The following is an 18260-nucleotide window of genomic DNA, read 5'->3' on the forward strand; positions in this document are numbered from 1 at the left end:
TTGATGACCTCTGCGAGCTGTGCCCGGTCGGCGCGGATATGTGCGGCGGCGTGAGCCTCCTCATCGACGTAGCCGGCGAACGCGCCAGCCACCACCTCGGTCACCTCGGCACGGCCCTCGGCACGGCCGACCACGCGACCACCGCGGTAACCGAGTCGAGTCCCCTCCTCGAACCCGGTGCACCTGGCGCTGCCCGCCGGTATGCCGGTGGCCGTATCCGACTCGGCGCTCGTGGGCTATTACCCGTCGGCGTCGGCCGATCAGGTCGGGGGTGTGCGCGCCGCGGTGGGACACCTGCTCCAGCTCGGGCACCGCACCGTCCATCACATCACCGGGCCGGCCGACTCGCAGTCGGCGCTGATCCGATCGGCCGCCTGGGCGTCCTGCTTGGAGGAGGCCGGTCGGGAGGTGCCCGAGGCCATCCCCGGTGACTGGGACGCCGCCGCGGGCTATGCCGCCGGGCGGAAGTTAGCCGCCGACCCGGAGGTGACGGCCGTGTTCTGCGCCAACGACGAGGTGGCCATCGGCCTGATCCGCTCCCTCCATGAGCAGGGGCGGCGCGTGCCCGAGGACGTGTCCGTGGTCGGCTTCGACGGGCTGGAGCTGGGCGAGTACTGCTTCCCACCGCTGACCACCATTCGCCAGGACTTCCACCGGGCGGGCGTGGAGATGGTCAACCTGGTCCTCGAGCAGGTGGCCTCCGGCGTGCAGGACGGCAGCAGGCGCATCGTCATCCCCACCGAGCTGGTCGTGCGCGGCTCCACCGCCCCGCCCGCTCACTGACCTCCGGCTCCGGTCCCACTTCGCCTGCTTGGACTGCCGGGCTGCACTTGGACCGCCCCAGACGCGCTCTCAGGCGGTCCAAAGTGTCCAGGATCGGCATAAACGACTCCGACGTTGCCCGTGGCCGTGGGCAGAACGTTGGAATCATGCGGTTTCCAAATCGACTCCAGCGGTCGTGGACGGCCTTAGCGCCGAATTCGGACATTCCGCTCCACGGCGGGGCACCCGGGCACACACCACCCACCCCAAAAAATCGGAAGAGCCCGTTTCCCGCCGGAAGCGGACGAGGTCGGGATCGTGCTCGAGCCACCAGTTCGCCATGAGATCGTGTCGATGGCGTCAGCGGCGGGGTCGTCCTCAGGCCCCAGTTGCCGATCGACTTCCTCGGCGGAAATGGCGGTTGCTCTCCCGGCGCGTTGCGCGGCCGCGCGATCTGAGATGCGCTGCTCCCGGTGTCACATGGTCAACCGCTCGTCGAGCAGGTGCCGGGCGGGCACTCCCAACGCCCGGAGCGTGTGCCGCATCGCCAGTACCGCCGGTGCGGGTCCAACGACGACGAAGCGCCCGTGGGCGAGCAGATCGGCGTCTAGGAGCGCGGCGAGGTCGGCGCGCGTGTAGCGATGCCTGTGATGGTTGTAGTGGAAGGTGGGGTTGTGTCGGGCCAGGGAGCTAAGCACGTCGTCGTAGTACAGGTCCTCCGGGCGGGAGACGGAGTGCAGCACCATCACCCGCCGGGAGGCGGCGTAGGCCTGGGCGAGTCCCACTAGGGGCGCGATGCCGGTGCCCATTCCCAGCAGGACCAGGGGACGGTCGTCGGCGCCCACAACCCGGTTGAAACGACCGAAGGGGCCTTCGAGCGTGACGTCGGCACCGACCGGCAGCCGCGACAATTGGGAGGTGAAGTCGCCCGCCTCCCGGATCGTCAGGACCAGGGGCGCGGGGCTTGCGGTCGCCGGACTCTCCGCGGCCGCCGAAGCCCGGGCGTACTCAGGGGCGAAGGTGACCGAGAAGGGGTGGGCCTGAACGGGCAGTCCGGGGGTGTGGAAGGTGACGAAGCAGAAGTCGCCGGGCTCGTACGCCGTCGCGCCCGCTGCCGGCGCGATCACTACCTGGCGGGTGGTGTCGTTCAGGGCGGTGTTGGCGACGACGGTGCCCCGCCGACCCGGCGCCGCCGGCGCGATCAGCCGTCCCCACAGGTATACGGCCAGTGCGGCGAGGGTGTACAGGTCGAGGGCGATGACGAAGCCGGTCGCGGCGCTTACCCGCGGAATGACGTGGACGTGCAGCACGACCAGGCCGATCATCACGAAGTTGAGCCGGTGGATCCACGCCGAGGCCTCATGGGTGAGGAAACGCCCGAGCCGTCTCTTCACGGCCGCCGCTAGGAGCAGGCGATCCACCAGCCAACCGCTCATGAGCAATGCCGCGTATACGACGCCGAAGATGGCCAGAAACCAGGCCACGCGACCCGACCAGTAGATGATCGGGTGCATGGTGAACAGGTTGAGTACGTGGGCGGAGGCGAGCAGCAGGGCGAGCACGCCGAGCACCCCGTGCAACTGGTAGAGCGCCGGCAGTCCGATGCGCCGATCCAGGGCCCGCGGGCGCGTGCTGAGAGCGACCGAAACCAGCCACCAGGTGTAGGCGGCCACGCCGCAGTCGTACAGGACCAGGTCCCGGGTGGGCGCCAGCAGCTGCGTGTTGAGCAGGAGGATGAGCGGCGCCGGCGCCGCCAGGCTGACCGCCCAGGCGGCCCACCAGGACGGTGGGCGCAGCGCGTCGCGCCGTCCCCGCCGGCTGCGCCGCCGCGTCCGCTTCGGCGCGCCATCCTCCTGCCTCGGCGGTGTCATCGCGGCGGCCGGGCGTACGGGTCGAGTCTTCACAGACCGAGGTTTTCGAGCCACGCATCCACATCCGGCTCGGCGTCTGCCGCTTGACTGCCCCGCACCGCCAAGCCGTCCAGCACGGTGGCCTGCGGGTACTGGGCCTCAAGCTGCTGTTGGGTGTTACCCAGGCCAGAGCCCTCATGGGTGGTGAAGGGGATGACGGTCTTGCCGTTCAGGTCGACGGCGTCCAGGAAGGTGCGCACCACCATCGGGTACTCGCCCCACCAGATGGGGGCGCCGACGAACACCGTGTCATAGCCGGACACGTCCGGCAGCGGGTCGCGGATCTCGGGGCGGGCGTCGGCGTCGAGCTCCTCCTGGGCGACCTCGGTGGTCTCCTGGTAGTCACTCGGGTAGTCCGCGAGCGGGACGATCTCGTAGGAGTCGGCACCGGTGCGGTCCTGGATCATCTGGGCGATGCGGGCCGTGTTGCCGACGGTCAGGTCGCCCCCGTAGACGCCCTTGGTGCGGGAGAAGTAGACGACCAGAATCGAGCTGTCGCCCGCCGGGGTGTTCTCGGCGTCGGCGGTCGGCCGCTGGGAGGGCGCCGCCGGGGCCGCCGAGCGCGATGCGGACGTGGACGTCGTCGCCGAGGGCCTTACTGCCAGCTCATAGCCGACGACGGCGGCCACGACCACGGCGAGGGCGCTAACAAGCGCGACGATGCGGGCGCGCTGGGACATGGAATCACTCCCCGGTGGTGTTGTAGGAATGCCCAGGGCCAGAAGGCCTATGAATGAAGACTATTGATGGCCGGCCCAGTCAGGGAGGGCCGGTGAGGGCCTGGATGACCTGCATGAACCGCGCGGTGAAGCGCCCCGTGAAGGCAGTTCTGCCGAACGCGCAGGGGTCGCGTCGCGACAGCGCCTTTTCGACGTCGGCGCCTTAGGCTGGTCCCATGAGCGAGTACTTCGGGGGCAAGCGGGGCCAGGCCGCACCACGGGGGCTCCCGGAGAGCGGGCGGTCCGAACCCTGGACTCCCTTCCCGGGGCGCCGACCGGATTCGGTTTCCAGCGCCGACATTCCGGGCCGGTCCCGGCCGCGGGAACGCTCGCACGGCCGTCATGTGGCACCGCCGGCGCCCGAGCACGTGCGCTTCGGGCTGCCGTTCAACGACATTCTGCCCCTGTGGCACGACGGCGCCGACATCACCTGGCACCGTCCTGCCGATGCCGTCGACTTCGCCTCCATCCTCGGCCTGGGGTACGTGCAGACCGAACCCGGCCCCACGGCGACGCCCAACGGCTGGCAGGAACTCGTCGAGACCGCCACCCTGCTGCCGGCCGCTCCCGACTCCGACGACGGCCCGGTACTGCAGTTGCGTGCGGCCACGCCGGCGGGTCGCCGCGCCATCAACGACCCGGGTGACGGCGCCCCCATCCGCCTGTCGCCGGCGCTGCCGGCCCAGGAGGCCATGGGAGTGGCGAGCGGCCTGGACCACACCCGCTTCGCCGTCCACATCGGTCGCCTCATGCTGCGGGCGGCGCGCGACGGCGCGATTCTGCTGTTCACGCTGCGCGCCCCCCGCGATCCCGAGGCTCACCACCTGCTGTCCGTGCCCAGCGAGGTGGATGCGCGCCAGGTCATGCATTTCCACCTGGGTACCTTGTTGGACATGGACGACGGCGCCTGGGCGCACGCCAAGCGGGCCGACAACATGACCCTGCTGGATCTGGACATCCCCTACCAGAGCCTGCTGTCCAAGAGCGGTCAAGGGGGCCAGGGGCTGGAACTCGAGCGCCTGACCGACATGGCCCGTCCGGTCGTCGAGTGCCTGCTGCGCCCGGGCTTCCCCTTCGCACTGGGGTTCTCCGTGATCCTGCATGAACGGTAACTTCTTGGTCTTCGAGAACAGCGTGGTTCAAGGAATGGCTTTCCTTGAACCACGCTGAGGTCGTCGAAACAAAGTGATGGTGGTGTTCAGAAGGTCGGGTAAATATCTATTGTCGAACCTCCTGTCACCGTGACATTGCCGCCGGTCTGCCAGGTCTCATCGTTTATGAGTGCCTTGACCTCGAACGCCTGCCCCTCGGAGATGCGCTCGGTTCGGTACTCCCACACGTCGTCGCCAACGGTGTGAGCACCGCGCCCGGCGTTCCAAGTGAATGGATAGGCGTTGCCCCTAATAGCGATGCTGTTGCCCCAGCCCACGTCATAGTGGACCCGTATAACAGTAGTGGGATTATGTGTCGGCGTGTAATCGGAAACGGTGCCGGCCTCCACGAAGATCGCGGTGCTGTGCTCTGGCAACGTTACTGTGATCTGCTTGCCCGTGATGCCGCCGGCGGTCACGGTGACTACGTTCGATGTATTCATGGCGTCCACAAGTACATCGCCGACGGACAGCGTGCTTTCTGTCCTGAGTGGGATGGTACGAGTTTGCGTGTCCCACGAATTCGTGGAGACCGTGATGGACTCGTTTCCGGAATCATCGTTGCGACGCGAGAAAGAGTAGACGGTCTGGTCGGACCACATCTCACGCTGGATCCCAGTGCGAAGTGCTGGAACCGCCGCACGTACTGCGTTGAGGCGTTGGATGTAAGTATAGATAGTCGCGGACTCGTCGAAGCTCGTCATGTCTTGACGATTATCCTTATTGGCAATTGGAACTTCGTTGCCGTTTCCGTTGCCATCTATCGCTTGCTCGGTACCGTAGTAAATGACCGGAACTCCGCGGGTGGACATCAAGAATGCGAGCGCCGAACGTAGACGCTGGTAGTCGTCGTTGGCCCAGGTCAAGAAGCGTGCGCGATCGTGATTGTCGATGAAGGTCTCGAGCTGGTTCGGATTCGCGTACTTGTAGTCCTGCGCGAACAAAGTGCTGAGCGCAGTCATATCTGTGTCGGCAGAGAAGACTTCACGAGTAGTAAAGAAGTACGGGAAGTCAAGGGTTCCCCACTCGTAGTTCTCATAGTCGGCCACATAGTCGACGTCGCCAACGAACACCTCGCCGAACGAGGGTACTCCGGTTTCCTGCTCGAACGTTCGCAGCCAGGTCTTGGGTATCGAGCGCGCTGCATCAACTCGGACACCATCGAAGCCCATGTCGATCCAGTCTTTGTATGTGTTAATAAGGTATTCAGACACGGCTTGATTTGACTGGTCCAGGTCGTCGAGGCCGCCGAGATCGCAGTTCTCGATCTGTTCCTGGCTTTCTGTGCCGTCGAACCGGCAATCGCCGTCGTGGTGGTAGTAGTTTGCGTTATTCAGCGGTTGAGCGGGTTGATATGAGGCCGACGAGTAGGACGTCGCATATGCGTCGAGATAATCCGCCGTATGATTCGGGACAACGTCAAGGATCATCTTCAGGCCCTTTGAATGGGCGGTATCGATAAGCTGTTGCAATTCCGCCGCCGAGCCGAAGTGCTCATTTGGCGTCGCGTAATTGCGTGTGAAGTAGCCGTGGTAACTTGCCTCATTGCCATCTTTGGACAACGGCTGCTGCTCTGACACAGGCGAAATCCAGATGGCTGTCACACCGAGGTTCGCAATGTAATCGAGTTTGTTCGTGAGCCCCTTCCAGTCGCCTCCATGGTAGAAGCCGAGGTCAGACGGGTCGTATTCACCGTTGCCGGTGTCGTTGTTGGTGCTGTCGCCGTCAGAGAACCTATCTACGAGGACTTGATAGATGACATCGCCCTGAGCTAGCGGCCCGGGCGATGGTGTTGTCGACGTGGCACCTGAAACTGCCGGCGGTTGGTCCGCAGCCGCTGCTGGCGCGAGGACGATGCCCGAGAGGGCCAGTGCGGTCGATGCGGCGCACGCGACTGCCGCGCGAAGCCATCGTGTTCGTGTTGTCATGTTGAAGACTCCCTTGTCTGGTGTGGCCTGGTCGACACCGCCGGGCCTGCCGTGTACGATAGTAAATCGATGCACATGTGGCAAGGGGCACAGCATCGGTCGATGGTGACGAAACCCCTTAAGGAGTTGACATGAACAGACGCACGTTTCTCTTCGCAAGTGCGGTGGCCGCGACTCTGGGCACGGTAGCGGCATGCGCGCCGGGTTCCTCTGGAGGCAGCGCCCCGTCGGCCGACGGCGCCTCCCAAGCGTCCGGCGAGGTCACGATTTGGCACTACTGGGATGGTACGAACGCAGACGCGTTCGACGCTGCGGTCCAGCAGTACCAGGACGAGCATCCAGACACGAAGATGACTGTCGTGAACGTCCCCAACTCGGACATGCTGACGAAGATCCAGACCGCAGCGCAGACCGATACGTTGCCGACCATGGTTATCGGCGATCTCGTGTGGGCGCCACAGATCTCAGCGACAGGGAAGACTGTGGATCTTTCAACGGGGCTGTCACAGGACGTCGTTAACGCCATATACCCGAGCCTCATTGCCTACGGCAGCGACGGTGACGCTCTCCGTTCGGTGCCAGTATCGGCGAACAACCTCGGCTTGCTGTACAACAAGGACCTGTACGCAGAGGCGGGTCTTGACCCGGACACACCTCCCGAGACATGGGAAGAGCTTCGGGAGAACGGCAAGACCATTCTCGAGAAGACCGGGAAGCCGCCATATGAACTCTATACCCAGGCCGGGGACAACGGTGAGGGCCTTACGTGGAATTTCCAGGTCAACTTGTGGCAGGCCGGAGGCCAGTTCCTCAACGAAGACAACACAGCCGCGGCGTTCAACACCGAAGAAGGTAAGAAGGCGCTTCAGTTCTGGGTGGATCTCATTGACGAGGGTCTGGTGCCATCACCGTCTACGTCATGGGGCGAGTTTGAGAAGGGATCTGCGGCAGCGGCCCAGGAGGGCTCGTGGATGGTAGGAATCTGGCAGGAGGATCCGCCGTTCGACTTCGGGTCCGGGCAGGCCCCATACCCCGAGGACGGTAAGGCGGCGACGAACCTCGGCGGCGAGCAGGCACTGGTGTTCGAAGGTGACGGCGCGGACGCGGCGATCGCATTCCTGAGCTGGTTCCTTGAGACCGATCAGGTTCTCGAGTGGTGCAAGACCACGGGCATGTTGCCTGTTCGGCAGGATGTAGGAACGTCGGACGAGTACACCTCGTGGGTCGCCGAGACGCAGCCACTGCTGCAGCCGTACGTAGACGCGATGGAAACAGCGAACACGCGGCCGGCGACTCCTCTGTACCCGAAAGCCTCCTACGCCTTCGCTGTTGAGGTGGAGAAGGCGCTCAACGGAACCCTAAGCGTCGACGAAGCCTTGCAGTCGGCGGAAGACGCAGTCAACAAGGCTCTGAGTGAAGGGAACTGACATGCAAGCTGTGATCGGGGAGGGCGCGGTTCTCCGCGGCTCTCCAACGCCAGAGTCATCGTCGCGCCCGACCCGGTCACGGCAGCACTCCCAACAGTTGCGCGAGTCTCTGGTAGCTGCGGCATTCCTGGCGCCGGCGGTCGTAGTCATAGCGGTGTTCGTAATATATCCGATGATATCCGCGGCATACCTGTCCCTAACATCGTGGAGCGGATTCGGTACGCAACAGATCTTTATGGGGAGCGCGAACTATAGACGTCTGATTCATGACCCGGCCGTTATCAACTCCCTGCTGGTGACAATCGTGTACGCCGCGGGCGTGGCAGTTCTGTCTGTGGTGTCGGGGATGACGATCGCGCTGTTGTTGGACGCTCCTATCAAGGGACGCGCCTTGTATCGCGGGATTTACTTCCTGCCAACGGTGTCGTCGTCGGTCGCCGCGGCGATCATATGGAAGTACGTGCTGGATCCCTCGGGAATCTTGAACAAGGTTTTGGAATCGTTGGGGACGAACGGTTATGACTGGCTCGGTCACCGCTGGAGCGCGCTAACGGCGCTGATATTGCTCACCGTCTGGAAGAACCTGGGATTCAATGCAATCATGTACCTGACCGCACTTCAGACACTTCCCGCCTCCTGCTACGAGGCGGCTGCGTTAGACGGAGCCGGGACGTGGAGGAAGATCAAACATATAACCATCCCGCTATTGCGACCGATGACGTTCTTCGTGGTCATTCAGGCTCTTATCACGGCTTTCCAATCGTTCGACTTGGTCTACGTGCTTACGGGAGGCGGTCCATCGGGCGGCACTGACGTACTCGGTATGCTGATGTACCGCACTTCGTTCCGGTTGGGTGACTTCGGTTATGGGGCGGCCATTGCGTTCGTATGTCTTCTATTGGTTCTCGGCGTGACCGCAGTGCAGTGGCGCTGGTCTGGTTCTGGTGAGTCGGATTTGGCATGAGGAACAACCATGAATGAGACACGGGTAACACGATGCGTGCGTCACGTTCTGCTTGTTGCAGGATCGTTCACGGTGGTGGCGCCATTCATCTGGATGTTATTGACGTCCGTGAAGAAGCGGTCAGAAGTGTTCACGACGGTGCTTCCGACAGAGTGGCACTGGGAGAACTACGTACGCGCTTGGCAGGCGGCACCCTTCGGGCGGTATTACCTCAACTCGATCCTAATGACTCTCGGTATTGTCGTTGGGCATCTGGTCCTGGACTCGCTGGCGGCCTATGCGTTCGCCAGACTGAACTTCCCAGGCAAGAAACTGCTGTTCTTCGTTCTGCTGTCCACGATGATGGTGCCGACCTTTGTTACCATTATTCCAGCCTTCTCAATCATCGTAACCCTGGGGTGGATCGACACTTATTCTGCGTTGATCGTCCCGCGCCTGGCGGATGTATTCGGGATCGTATTGCTCCGACAGTACTTCTCCACGATACCCATGGAGTTGGAAGACGCTGCGCGGATTGATGGTTGTAACAGGGTTCAGGTGTTCGTGAGGATACTCCTGCCACTGGCGCGTCCCGCCCTGGCCACGTTGACCATATTTGCAACGCTGTTCGCCTGGAACGACTTTCTATGGCCGCTGCTGGTCACGAACGGCGATGAGATGCGTACTATCCAAGTCGGCCTCACGGCATTCCAGGGGCGCTACGGCACATCATGGCATCTGCTGATGGCGGGCACATTGATGGCGACGGTCCCGACCATCATAATGTTCCTGTTCTTCCAGCGGTCTCTTATCAGAGGGTTGACCTCGGGTGGGGTCAAGCAGTGACGACGAAAGGTTATGAAGTGGAATATGCGGCAGTAGCTGCAGGGGCTCGGCTCGACGCTCCGGTGTCGGTACCGCGGTGGCTTGAGTCTGCGGTCTTCTATCAGGTGTTCCCGGAACGCTTCTGCAACGGTGACCCTAGCAATGATCCGGCTTATGTCGAACCATGGGGCGGTGTGCCTACTCGCGAGAACTTCTTCGGCGGAGACCTTCAAGGCATTACGCAGCACTTGGATCACATTCAGTCGCTGGGTGCGAATGCCTTGTATCTGACCCCGGTGTTTACTGCTGGGACAAACCACCGGTACGACGGTGAAGACTACTTCGCGATCGATCCCGTTCTGGGCGGGGATACGGCTTTCAATGAACTCGTTGATGGGGCGCATGGTAGAGGTATGCGGGTAGTGCTCGACGGCGTGTTTAACCACTGCGGCTGGCATCACCCGTACTTCGAGGACGTGCTTGATAAGGGTGCCAGGTCTAGGTACGTCAATTGGTTTTTGGTCGAAGACTTTCCTGTCGTGTCCGATCCGGCACCAAACTATGAGACCTGCTCTGGGTGCGCCTATCTTCCAAAGTGGAATGTTTACAATCCGGAGGTGCGAGAGCACCACTTCCGGGTGGCCGTGCATTGGCTTGAGCGTGGAATTGACGGATGGCGGCTAGATGTTCCGTATTTCATTAATGATGTTTTTTGGAAGCGGTTCCGGAGCGTCGTGAAGGATCGTTTTCCGGATGCCTGCCTGATCGGTGAGGAGTGGCAGTCTCCGACGCGCTGGCTTCACGGTGACACCTTCGATGGGACAATGAATTATGGGTTGCGTGATCTGGCTCTGGATTACGCCGCCACGCGGAAGGCGGATGCCTCGGCCACGGCGCGTGCGGCGCTGGCGCTTCAGGACGCCATCCCGCCGCATGCCGCGCCGGCAATGATGAACTTGTTGGGCAGCCACGACACTCCGCGTCTGTTCCAGGAGTGCGGCGATGATGTGGCAGCGGTGTGTGAGGCGCTTGCCCTGATGTTTGCGTTCCCAGGTGCGCCGATGATCTACTACGGCGATGAGGTCGGCATGCGTGGGGACAATGATCCGGGCTGCCGTGGTTGTATGTCATGGGATCGGAACGATTGGAACCATGAGTTGTTGGCTGTCTTCAAGTCCTTTACGGGAGCGCGACGGGACTCGATGTCGTTGGGACGTGGACGCCTTGAGATCCCCTATGCTGTCGGTGACGTCATTGCGTTAAGGAACAACACAATGAATGGGACTACCACTACACTCATCAATCGAAACTCGGCGGCGACAGTGGTTCCCGGCGACTTGATGCCGCCGCACGGGCGGGACTTGATGACGCTCGTTGGCGGTCGTTTCGCAAAACCGCCGACGGCGGTCGGTGACTGGTTGGTGGTTCCCGGAAGGTCTGTCAGGCTCGTTGAGGAGGTACGGTGACGCCGCGTGCTCCGCGGGCGACGATGAAGGACGTTGCCGAGCGGGCGGGTGTTTCGACGTCGGCGGTCTCCTTCGCGTATAACAATCCAGGTCGTCTGGCTCGTAGCACGGTTGAGCAGATACATAAGGCGGCCGAAGAACTCGGATATGTGAGAGATCCGGCGGCGCGGATGCTCAGGACCCGCACCACGAGAAACATGGGCCTACTGCTGCCGCAGCCCATCGATGACATTTTCGCGAATCCGTACTATGCCGAACTCATCGCGGGCATCGGCCAGGTCTGTACTCGTGAGGGGATGTTCCTCCTGCTGATCCCGCCGTTGAAGGGCTCTTTGGCGGAGTCCGTCCCTGTGTCCGTGGTCGATGGCTTTCTCGTGGTCGGTATCGAGCGCGACAGGAGCGAGATCAGGGCCATCCAACGGCAACAAATGCCGTTTGTTGTCATAGACGGTGACCCGTTGGCTGAGGTGCCGGCGGTCGGGCTCGATGAGGTCGAGGCAACGGGGGAGGTCACCCGGCACTTACTTGACCTTGGGCACCGCGATATTCAGGTACTCGCCTTCGAGTCTGGACAGGATGCCGGCCCTAGTGGTTGGCATGGAACGCTGCTGCGGCGGTACGAGGGTGTCCGTGAGGCGATCGAAGATCGTGGGCTTACGAGCAACGTGAGGTTGCGCGTGACGGAGCTACCCTGCACGCGCGAGGCAGGCAGCCACTGGGTACGTAGGATCTGGGAGTCTGGGGATCGTCCGTCGGCGTTCCTGTGCTTCTCTGATGTAATCGCTCTCGGCGCGCTGGACGCTTTGAACGAGCATGGTGTGGATGTGCCGGGAGAGGTTTCGGTCACGGGCTTCGACGACATTCCCGAGGCGCGGTGGGCGCGTCCGAGCCTGACCACAGTGCGGCAGTCCATCCGTACTAAAGGACGTTTGGCGGCCGACAGGTTGGTCGACGCCATCGCAGCGAACCGGACTCCGGATGAGTCCTTTACTCTGCCTGAGCACCAGACGATTCACGGCAGTCTGGTGGTCAGAGACTCTTCCGGGCCTGCTCAGAGCCATCGGCATGTCGGTGACTAGTCCCTCGGCTTTGTGTTTTGCAGCGCAACATCTCACCTTGAAACACCGCACCGACTCAGCCAGGCTCCTGCCATGATCGCACAACTCGGCTCTGCAAAGCCCAACGCGACCGACACCCCAGCGGCCCCCAACCCGACTGACCTCCCGGTCGCGGTTGATTGGCCGGCTGACGCCGCACGACGTCTGCCTGTGCCGCGCGATCCGGCTGCCGCCTACCAAGTGGTGATGGTGTGTACCGGCAATATCTGCCGCTCCGCCATGGCCGAGGTCGTGCTCCTCGACCGCCTGCTCGCGGCCGACGTCCCCACCGGCGGGCCCGGCAGCGTCGTCGTCACCTCTGCGGGCGTCTCCGACGAGGAGTCCGGTAACCCCATGGACCCCCGCGCCCGGCGCATCCTGACCGAAAGTGGCTACGGCGTCGGCGCAGATCCGGCCGCGCGCGCCACCGCGGCCGCAATTGCCGAGCACGCCGCCCACCACATCGCCGACGCCGAACTGCGCCGGGCCGACCTCATACTGGCCATGACCAGCGCCCACCGGCGTGTCTTGACGCGCCGCAGCGAGCGCCTCGGCGTCGATCCCGCACGCATCCGCATGTTCCGCGAGTACGACCCGACGGCGGCGGCAGGCACGCCCGGCGCACCCGGACACGCGGCAAACCTGGACGTGCCCGACCCCTGGTACGGCACCATGGCCGACTTCGTCGACACCCTCGCCGTCGTCGAACGCGTCAGCGACGCCCTGGCCCCCGCACTCGCGGAGCTGGTGGGAGCGGCCGGGGCACGGTGAGCGGCCCCGCTGTGCGCGGGCCGGCCGAGCGCTCAGCCCAGCCGCTCGGACAGCCAGCCGGTGAGCGTGGACAGATACTCCTCGCGCACGGGGGAGGGCGACAACACCAGGTCGTGCACGCCGCCGGGGATCTGCACCACGGTGACGTCCTCGCCCAGGAACCGCGACCGCTCCACGATCTGCTCCACCGACAGCACCGTGTCGCACCGCAGCGCCTCCTGGCGCGAAATACCCGGGCCGCCCGACGCCGTCGAGCAGCACACCAGCACCGGCACGTCGATACCGAGCCCATGGTGCACTTCCCGCTGCAGGCGGCGGATACCCGCCAGGAACCCCGCCCGCACCGGGAACGACGGCGAGGGCTTCAGTGCCAGGTCCCAGTCCCACTCCCCGCCCCAGCGGCGGTGCAGGGTGCGGGCGTAGATGTCCACCTCGATGGGGCCCGGATCCGTATCCACGGGGACGGTGGTGGCGGCGTCGGTGCCGGCCTGTTGTCGAGAGCCCGCCGGTGCGCCCTCGGTGCGCGACTCGGATGGGGCGGCTTCGGCCGGTTCGAGCGCCTTGAGCTCCGCGGGGTTGTCGATGATGCGGTCGGGGTCGCGGCGCGAGAGCAGATCGACGAGGGCCGAGCCGTAGGAGCGCACCAGGCCGGAGGAGTTCAGTTGCAGCCACGGGGAGTTCAGCGTGACCGCCTCGACCGACCCGGGGTGGTCTCCGGCCCAGATGACGGCTTGCAGCCCGCCGGTGGAATGCCCATTGAGCACCACCGTGGAGTGGCCGTGCTCGCTGCGGATGATCCGCAGTGCCTCGGCGATCTCCTCGTCGTGCACGCGCAGGTCGCGCACGTCGTGAGGGGACCAGTAGCCCACGCCCGCCCGACCGCAGGCGCGCAGGTCCAATGCGTAGAACTCGTATCCGGCGTCAAAAAACGCGTCGGCCAGCCAGGTTTGGAAGAAATAGTCGTTGCGACCGTGCAGGTACAGCACTGCGCGCTCATGCCGGGGTGTGCCCGGCCGCCCGTCGGGGCCCGGAGCCGGCACGGCCCCCCTTTGGTGGACGAGCACGGCGTGGTCCGCGCCCGGGGCGGCGGGGGAGTCGGTGACGGGAATGGTGCGCGCGACCCACGGCTCGCCCAGGATGTCGGGCACCGTCTCCGGCAACGGTTCCGGAGCCGACGCGGCTCCGGCAGGTGATGGGTGGCCGAGCGGGTCCGGCGTCGTTGTGGATGCCATGGCTGCATCCTGTCACGGACGGCGACGATCGGTGGCACACGAGTTCCTGTCGGATACACGAGTTTTGGAGGTTTGCACGTGTCCTGCACCTGCAAACCTCCAAGACTCGTGTTCATGGCACAAACTCGTGTACGCGCAGTGATGCGCGCGTCGTTTTCGACCGTCGGCTTGCTCCGGGCCCCGCCCGCCGCCTAACGTAGGCACCGACCATCCAGAGCAACCGAGAGACCTGGCTCATCGACGTTGCAGCAACCCCCGTTCGCGGTGAGGGTGCTACCGCCAGGACCGATGGAGGACCACGTGACGCAATCACCTGCATCCGCGGCACCCGCTTCGGCGGGGGCCGACGGCGCGGAGTCGCCAGCCGGCGCCGTACAGGCCGCGCCCCCGGAACCCATGATTTCCCTGCGCGACGTGCACAAGGTGTACAAGCTCCCGGGCGGTAACACGGTGCGCGCCCTCGATGGGGTGAACCTGGACGTGCACGCCGGCTCCATCCACGGCATCGTCGGCACCTCCGGCGCCGGCAAGTCCACGCTGGTGCGCTGCCTGACCAGCCTGGAGCGCCCCACCTTCGGGGAGGTGCGCGTCGCCGGCAAGAACATGACCGACCTGTCCGCCCGTGACCTGCGCGAGGCCCGCCGCGCCATCGGCATGGTCTTCCAGCACGCCAACCTGCTCGACTCGCGCACCACCGCCCAAAACGTTGCCTACCCGCTGGCACTGGCCGGCGTGCCCAAGGGACAGCGCCACGAGACGGTCGCCCGCATGCTCGACCTGGTGGGCCTGGCCGACCGCGGCTCCTCCTACCCCGCCCAGCTCTCCGGCGGCCAGCAGCAACGCGTCGGCATCGCCCGCGCGCTCGCGGACCAGCCCTCCGTGCTGCTGTGCGACGAGCCCACCAGCGCCCTGGACCCGGAGACGACCCGCCAGATCCTGGGTCTGATCCGGGACGTGCGTGATCGCCTCGGCGTCACCGTCGTGATCATCACCCACGAGATGAGCGTGGTGCGGCAGATCTGCGACTCCGTCAGCCTGCTTCAGGCCGGCCGCGTCGTCGAGTCCGGGCCGATCGAGAAGGTCGTCTCCGACGTCGACTCCCGGCTCTCCCACGAACTCGTCCCCACCCCGGAGATCCCCGACGGGGAGCTCGCCGACGGCGCTGTGATCATCGACGTCGCGCTCACCTCCCACCCCGGCCAGCCCGCCGCCGCCCAGGTACTCTCGCTCGCCGCCGAGCGGGGCGCCGACGTCGCCGGTGGGCTGTTCGAGACCCTCGGCACCGCCCAGGTCGGCCGCCTGGCGCTCACCATCCCCGCCGACCAGGCGCAGGGCGCACTGACCGCCCTGCGTGAGGCGGGCGTCACCGCGGAGGTGCGCGCATGAACAGCCTGATCGCTGCCGCCGGGACTCTCTCCGCGACCGTCCGCGCCGGCGCCCTCGCCCTGGCCTCCAGCGGCGACGACACCTGGTTCAACAACCCCGCCATCCAGCGCAAGCTCGGCCCGGCCACCCTGGAGACCTTCCAGATGCTGGGCGTATCCGGCGCCCTGACGATCGTCATCGGCCTGCTGCTGGGACTGGCGCTGGTCACCACCGGCAAGCGTGGCCAGCACGCCAACCGGGCCGTCTACGAGGTGCTCTCCCAGATCGTCAACATCGGCCGGTCCATGCCGTTCATCATCCTTATGGTGGCGCTCATCCCCTTCACCCGCGCGCTCGTGGGCACCTCTCTGGGCTGGGGTGCCGCCTGCGTACCCCTGACCATCGGCGCCATCCCCTTCTACGCCCGCCTGGTGGAGACCGCCATCAACGACGTCGACCACGGCAAGGTCGAAGCCGCCCTGATGATGGGCGCCTCCGGCCGCCAGATCACCTGGGGCGTACTGGTGCGCGAGGCCATGCCCACGCTCATCCAGTCCGCCACGGTCACCCTGATCACTCTGCTCGGCTACACCGCCATGGCCGGCACGGTGGGAGGCGGCGGCCTGGGCGACCTGGCCATCCAGCACGGCTACCGGCAGAACGACCCCGACGTCATGGTGATAGTCGTCGTGCTGATCGTGCTCATCGTCGCCGTCATCCAGGTGTGTGGCGACATGCTCAGCCGGCTGGTCGACCACCGCTGAGCCTCGACCAGCCGGAGTCCCCGGAGCCCCCATGGCCCCAACGGCTCGGCTGCCCCATCCCGGGCCGGCCCCGCGGCGGCACGAGCCGTCCGCCGGCCACCCACGTACCCAACCAACCGCAAGCCTTGCAGACACCTGCAGGCACCTTCACGAACAAGGAATCGCATCATGACCTCCACCATCACCCGCCGCAGCGTCCTGGCCGGTGGCCTCGCCTCCGCCGTCGCCCTCACCCTGGCCGCCTGCGGCGGCTCCTCCAGTGACACCGCCACCGGCGGATCCGGCACCACGGCCGCCGTCGACGGCATCAAAGTCGACGGCGACACGGCCACCATCACCATCGGCGCCACCCCGCAGCCGCACGTCACCATCCTCCAGTGGGTGCAGGACAACCTGGCCGCCGACGCCGGGCTCAACCTCGACATCGTCGAGATCGACGACTACCAGACGCCCAACACCTCCCTGGATGACGGCTCCCTGGCGGCGAACTTCTACCAGACGCCGAACTTCCTGGCTCAGCAGATCGAGGAGAAGGGCTACGACTTCGTCGCCATCGCCGACGTCCACATCGAGCCCATGGGCATCTACACGGACAAGGGCTACAGCTCGGTCGACGAGGCCGCCGAAGGCGGAACCATCCTGCTCAACAACGACCCCGCCAACACCGCCCGCGGGCTGCAGCTGCTCGAGACCGCCGGGCTGATCACGCTCGACCCCGACGTCGAGATCCCCACCACCCTGGACGTGACCGACAACCCGAAGAACTTCGATCTGGTGACGGTCGACGGCGCCCAGGTGGCCGCGTCGATGGCCGACGCCGAGCTGGCCGTCATCAACGGCAACTACGCGCTCGACGCCAATCTCAAGCCCAGCGAGGACGCGCTCGTCCTGGAGCAGGGTGAGGGCTCCCCGTACGCCAACCAGTTGGTCGTGCGCACCGCCGACAAGGACAACGAGTACCTGGTCAAGCTCGCCGGACTGCTGAACTCCGACGAACTGCGTACCTACATCGAGGAGACCTGGACCGACGAGTCCGTCATCCCCGCCTTCTGACGCCTCCGCGCCGACGCGACCGCTGCCGGGCCGCTCCGCTCCACGCCCGCAAGGGGTGGGCGGGGCGGCCCGTTCAGTCCACGATGCCGTACAGGCGGTCGCCGGCGTCACCCAGACCGGGCACGATGTAGGCGTGCTCGTTCAGGCGCTCGTCGCGGGCTGCGGTGACGACGGTGACGTCGGCGCGGTCGCCGACGGCCGCCTCCAGGGTCGCCAGCCCCTCCGGGGCGGCGATCAGGCAGATGGCGGTCACGTCGCGGGCGCCGCGCTCCAGCAGATAGTTGATGGCGGCCACGAGGGTGTGGCCGGTGGCGAGCATGGGGTCGACGACGAAGCACTGGCGGCCGGACAGGTCATCCGGCAGCCGGTTGGCGTAGGTCTCCACCTCCAGGGTGTCCTCGTTACGCTTCATACCCAGGAAGCCGACCTCGGCGGTGGGCAGCAGCCGGGTCATGCCCTCGAGCATCCCCAGGCCGGCGCGCAGGATCGGTACCACGATCGGCCGCGGCTCGGCCAGGTGCCGGCCGGTCGTGGCGGCTACCGGTGTCTGGATGCGGATCTCCTCGGTGCGCACGTCGCGCGTGGCCTCGTAGGCGAGGAGGGTGACCAGCTCGTCAACGAGCTGACGGAAAACGGCCGAGGGTGTCTTCTCGTCGCGCAGGACGGAGAGCTTGTGGTCAATGAGCGGGTGATCGGCAACGTGCAGGCGCATGGGCCAAGCCTACGACGCCCGAAACGAGCTGAGGGTGGAATAGACCGGGGCCGGGCGGTGGAGTGTGGTCCCGTCTGAACGCCAGCAGCCTCATAACACTGGATACGAACGTGTTAGAGGATTAAGTCTATGTGC

The 18260-nt window shown here is 65.2% G+C and carries 15 protein-coding genes, 1 pseudogene and 1 riboswitch; of the genes and pseudogenes, 11 read left to right on the plus strand and 5 right to left on the minus strand.

Annotated features, from left to right (window positions below):
• Positions 1–183: 183 nt before the first annotated feature.
• A pseudogene (locus tag BN1056_RS09280) lies at positions 184–783 on the plus strand (substrate-binding domain-containing protein); the annotation flags it as partial.
• Between the two features lie 455 nt (positions 784–1238).
• On the opposite strand, the gene BN1056_RS09285 reads toward BN1056_RS09280, so the two are convergent.
• Together BN1056_RS09285 and BN1056_RS09290 are read right to left on the minus strand one after the other, a co-directional pair.
• Entirely contained in the window at positions 1239–2666 is a 1428-nt protein-coding gene (locus BN1056_RS09285; RefSeq protein ID WP_210580598.1) for a ferric reductase-like transmembrane domain-containing protein, read from the minus strand.
• A complete protein-coding gene (locus BN1056_RS09290; protein WP_210580600.1) occupies positions 2663–3352 on the minus strand; it encodes a flavodoxin in 690 nt (229 codons plus the stop codon). The genes BN1056_RS09285 and BN1056_RS09290 overlap by 4 nt, the downstream gene beginning before the upstream one ends.
• 383 nt (positions 3353–3735) lie before the next feature.
• Here BN1056_RS09290 and BN1056_RS09295 point away from each other — a divergent pair, with 383 nt between their 5' ends.
• Positions 3736–4503, plus strand: coding sequence for a hypothetical protein (locus BN1056_RS09295; protein ID WP_244671620.1), 768 nt, complete (start codon positions 3736–3738; stop codon positions 4501–4503).
• A gap of 86 nt (positions 4504–4589) precedes the next feature.
• Here BN1056_RS09295 and BN1056_RS09300 read toward each other — a convergent pair whose 3' ends face one another.
• Entirely contained in the window at positions 4590–6470 is a 1881-nt protein-coding gene (locus BN1056_RS09300) for an alpha-amylase family glycosyl hydrolase (RefSeq protein ID WP_210580602.1), read from the minus strand.
• A 131-nt stretch (positions 6471–6601) separates the two neighbouring features.
• On the opposite strand from BN1056_RS09300, the gene BN1056_RS09305 reads away from it, so the two are divergent.
• The 6 genes from BN1056_RS09305 to BN1056_RS09330 all read left to right on the plus strand — a co-directional run bounded on the left by BN1056_RS09305 (position 6602) and on the right by BN1056_RS09330 (position 12999).
• Entirely contained in the window at positions 6602–7897 is a 1296-nt protein-coding gene (locus tag BN1056_RS09305) for an ABC transporter substrate-binding protein (RefSeq protein ID WP_210580605.1), read from the plus strand.
• Positions 7898–8192: 295 nt separating this feature from the next.
• Positions 8193–8861, plus strand: coding sequence for a carbohydrate ABC transporter permease (locus BN1056_RS09310; protein ID WP_244671621.1), 669 nt, complete (start codon positions 8193–8195; stop codon positions 8859–8861).
• Positions 8862–8870: 9 nt separating this feature from the next.
• Positions 8871–9686 (plus strand): carbohydrate ABC transporter permease, encoded by an 816-nt coding sequence (locus BN1056_RS09315; protein WP_210580609.1) that lies wholly within the window; start codon positions 8871–8873, stop codon positions 9684–9686.
• Positions 9683–11131 (plus strand): glycoside hydrolase family 13 protein, encoded by a 1449-nt coding sequence (locus tag BN1056_RS09320; RefSeq protein WP_210580611.1) that lies wholly within the window; start codon positions 9683–9685, stop codon positions 11129–11131. The genes BN1056_RS09315 and BN1056_RS09320 overlap by 4 nt, the downstream gene beginning before the upstream one ends.
• Complete coding sequence (locus tag BN1056_RS09325; protein WP_210580613.1) at positions 11128–12210, plus strand: LacI family DNA-binding transcriptional regulator; 1083 nt, start codon at positions 11128–11130, stop codon at positions 12208–12210. The genes BN1056_RS09320 and BN1056_RS09325 overlap by 4 nt, the downstream gene beginning before the upstream one ends.
• Positions 12211–12282: 72 nt before the next feature.
• Complete coding sequence (locus BN1056_RS09330) at positions 12283–12999, plus strand: arsenate reductase/protein-tyrosine-phosphatase family protein (RefSeq protein ID WP_342343946.1); 717 nt, start codon at positions 12283–12285, stop codon at positions 12997–12999.
• A gap of 32 nt (positions 13000–13031) precedes the next feature.
• On the opposite strand, the gene BN1056_RS09335 is transcribed toward BN1056_RS09330, so the two are convergent.
• Positions 13032–14231, minus strand: coding sequence for an alpha/beta hydrolase (locus BN1056_RS09335; protein ID WP_210580616.1), 1200 nt, complete (start codon positions 14229–14231; stop codon positions 13032–13034).
• Positions 14232–14435: 204 nt separating this feature from the next.
• Positions 14436–14526, plus strand: a riboswitch (SAM riboswitch).
• A 5-nt stretch (positions 14527–14531) separates the two neighbouring features.
• Between BN1056_RS09335 and BN1056_RS09340 the strand changes: the two genes are divergently transcribed.
• The 3 genes from BN1056_RS09340 (at position 14532) to BN1056_RS09350 (ending at position 17413) form a co-directional block, all read left to right on the plus strand.
• On the plus strand, positions 14532–15617 hold the full coding sequence (locus BN1056_RS09340) for a methionine ABC transporter ATP-binding protein (RefSeq protein WP_244671622.1): 1086 nt from the start codon (positions 14532–14534) through the stop codon (positions 15615–15617).
• Positions 15614–16360: a methionine ABC transporter permease gene (locus BN1056_RS09345; RefSeq protein ID WP_210580620.1), complete on the plus strand. Its 747-nt coding sequence runs from the start codon at positions 15614–15616 to the stop codon at positions 16358–16360. The genes BN1056_RS09340 and BN1056_RS09345 overlap by 4 nt, the downstream gene beginning before the upstream one ends.
• A gap of 168 nt (positions 16361–16528) precedes the next feature.
• Positions 16529–17413: a MetQ/NlpA family ABC transporter substrate-binding protein gene (locus BN1056_RS09350; protein WP_210580622.1), complete on the plus strand. Its 885-nt coding sequence runs from the start codon at positions 16529–16531 to the stop codon at positions 17411–17413.
• A gap of 73 nt (positions 17414–17486) precedes the next feature.
• On the opposite strand, the gene upp is transcribed toward BN1056_RS09350, so the two are convergent.
• A complete protein-coding gene (gene upp, locus BN1056_RS09355; protein ID WP_108965431.1) occupies positions 17487–18125 on the minus strand; it encodes a uracil phosphoribosyltransferase in 639 nt (212 codons plus the stop codon).
• Positions 18126–18260 lie beyond the last annotated feature (135 nt).

It is taken from the genome of Actinomyces succiniciruminis (genome assembly GCF_900002405.1).
Taxonomy (GTDB): Bacteria; Actinomycetota; Actinomycetes; order Actinomycetales; family Actinomycetaceae; genus Actinomyces; species Actinomyces succiniciruminis.

Bases quoted from the DNA above. Each gene is read 5' to 3' on its own strand.
- BN1056_RS09290 (WP_210580600.1), bottom strand. From the start codon at position 3,352: ATGTCCCAGCGCGCCCGCATCGTCGCGCTTGTTAGCGCCCTCGCCGTG.
- BN1056_RS09300 (WP_210580602.1), bottom strand. From the start codon at position 6,470: ATGACAACACGAACACGATGGCTTCGCGCGGCAGTCGCGTGCGCCGCA.
- BN1056_RS09305 (WP_210580605.1), top strand. From the start codon at position 6,602: ATGAACAGACGCACGTTTCTCTTCGCAAGTGCGGTGGCCGCGACTCTG.
- BN1056_RS09315 (WP_210580609.1), top strand. From the start codon at position 8,871: ATGAATGAGACACGGGTAACACGATGCGTGCGTCACGTTCTGCTTGTT.
- BN1056_RS09330 (WP_342343946.1), top strand. From the start codon at position 12,283: ATGATCGCACAACTCGGCTCTGCAAAGCCCAACGCGACCGACACCCCA.
- BN1056_RS09335 (WP_210580616.1), bottom strand. From the start codon at position 14,231: ATGGCATCCACAACGACGCCGGACCCGCTCGGCCACCCATCACCTGCC.
- BN1056_RS09345 (WP_210580620.1), top strand. From the start codon at position 15,614: ATGAACAGCCTGATCGCTGCCGCCGGGACTCTCTCCGCGACCGTCCGC.
- BN1056_RS09350 (WP_210580622.1), top strand. From the start codon at position 16,529: ATGACCTCCACCATCACCCGCCGCAGCGTCCTGGCCGGTGGCCTCGCC.
- upp (WP_108965431.1), bottom strand. From the start codon at position 18,125: ATGCGCCTGCACGTTGCCGATCACCCGCTCATTGACCACAAGCTCTCC.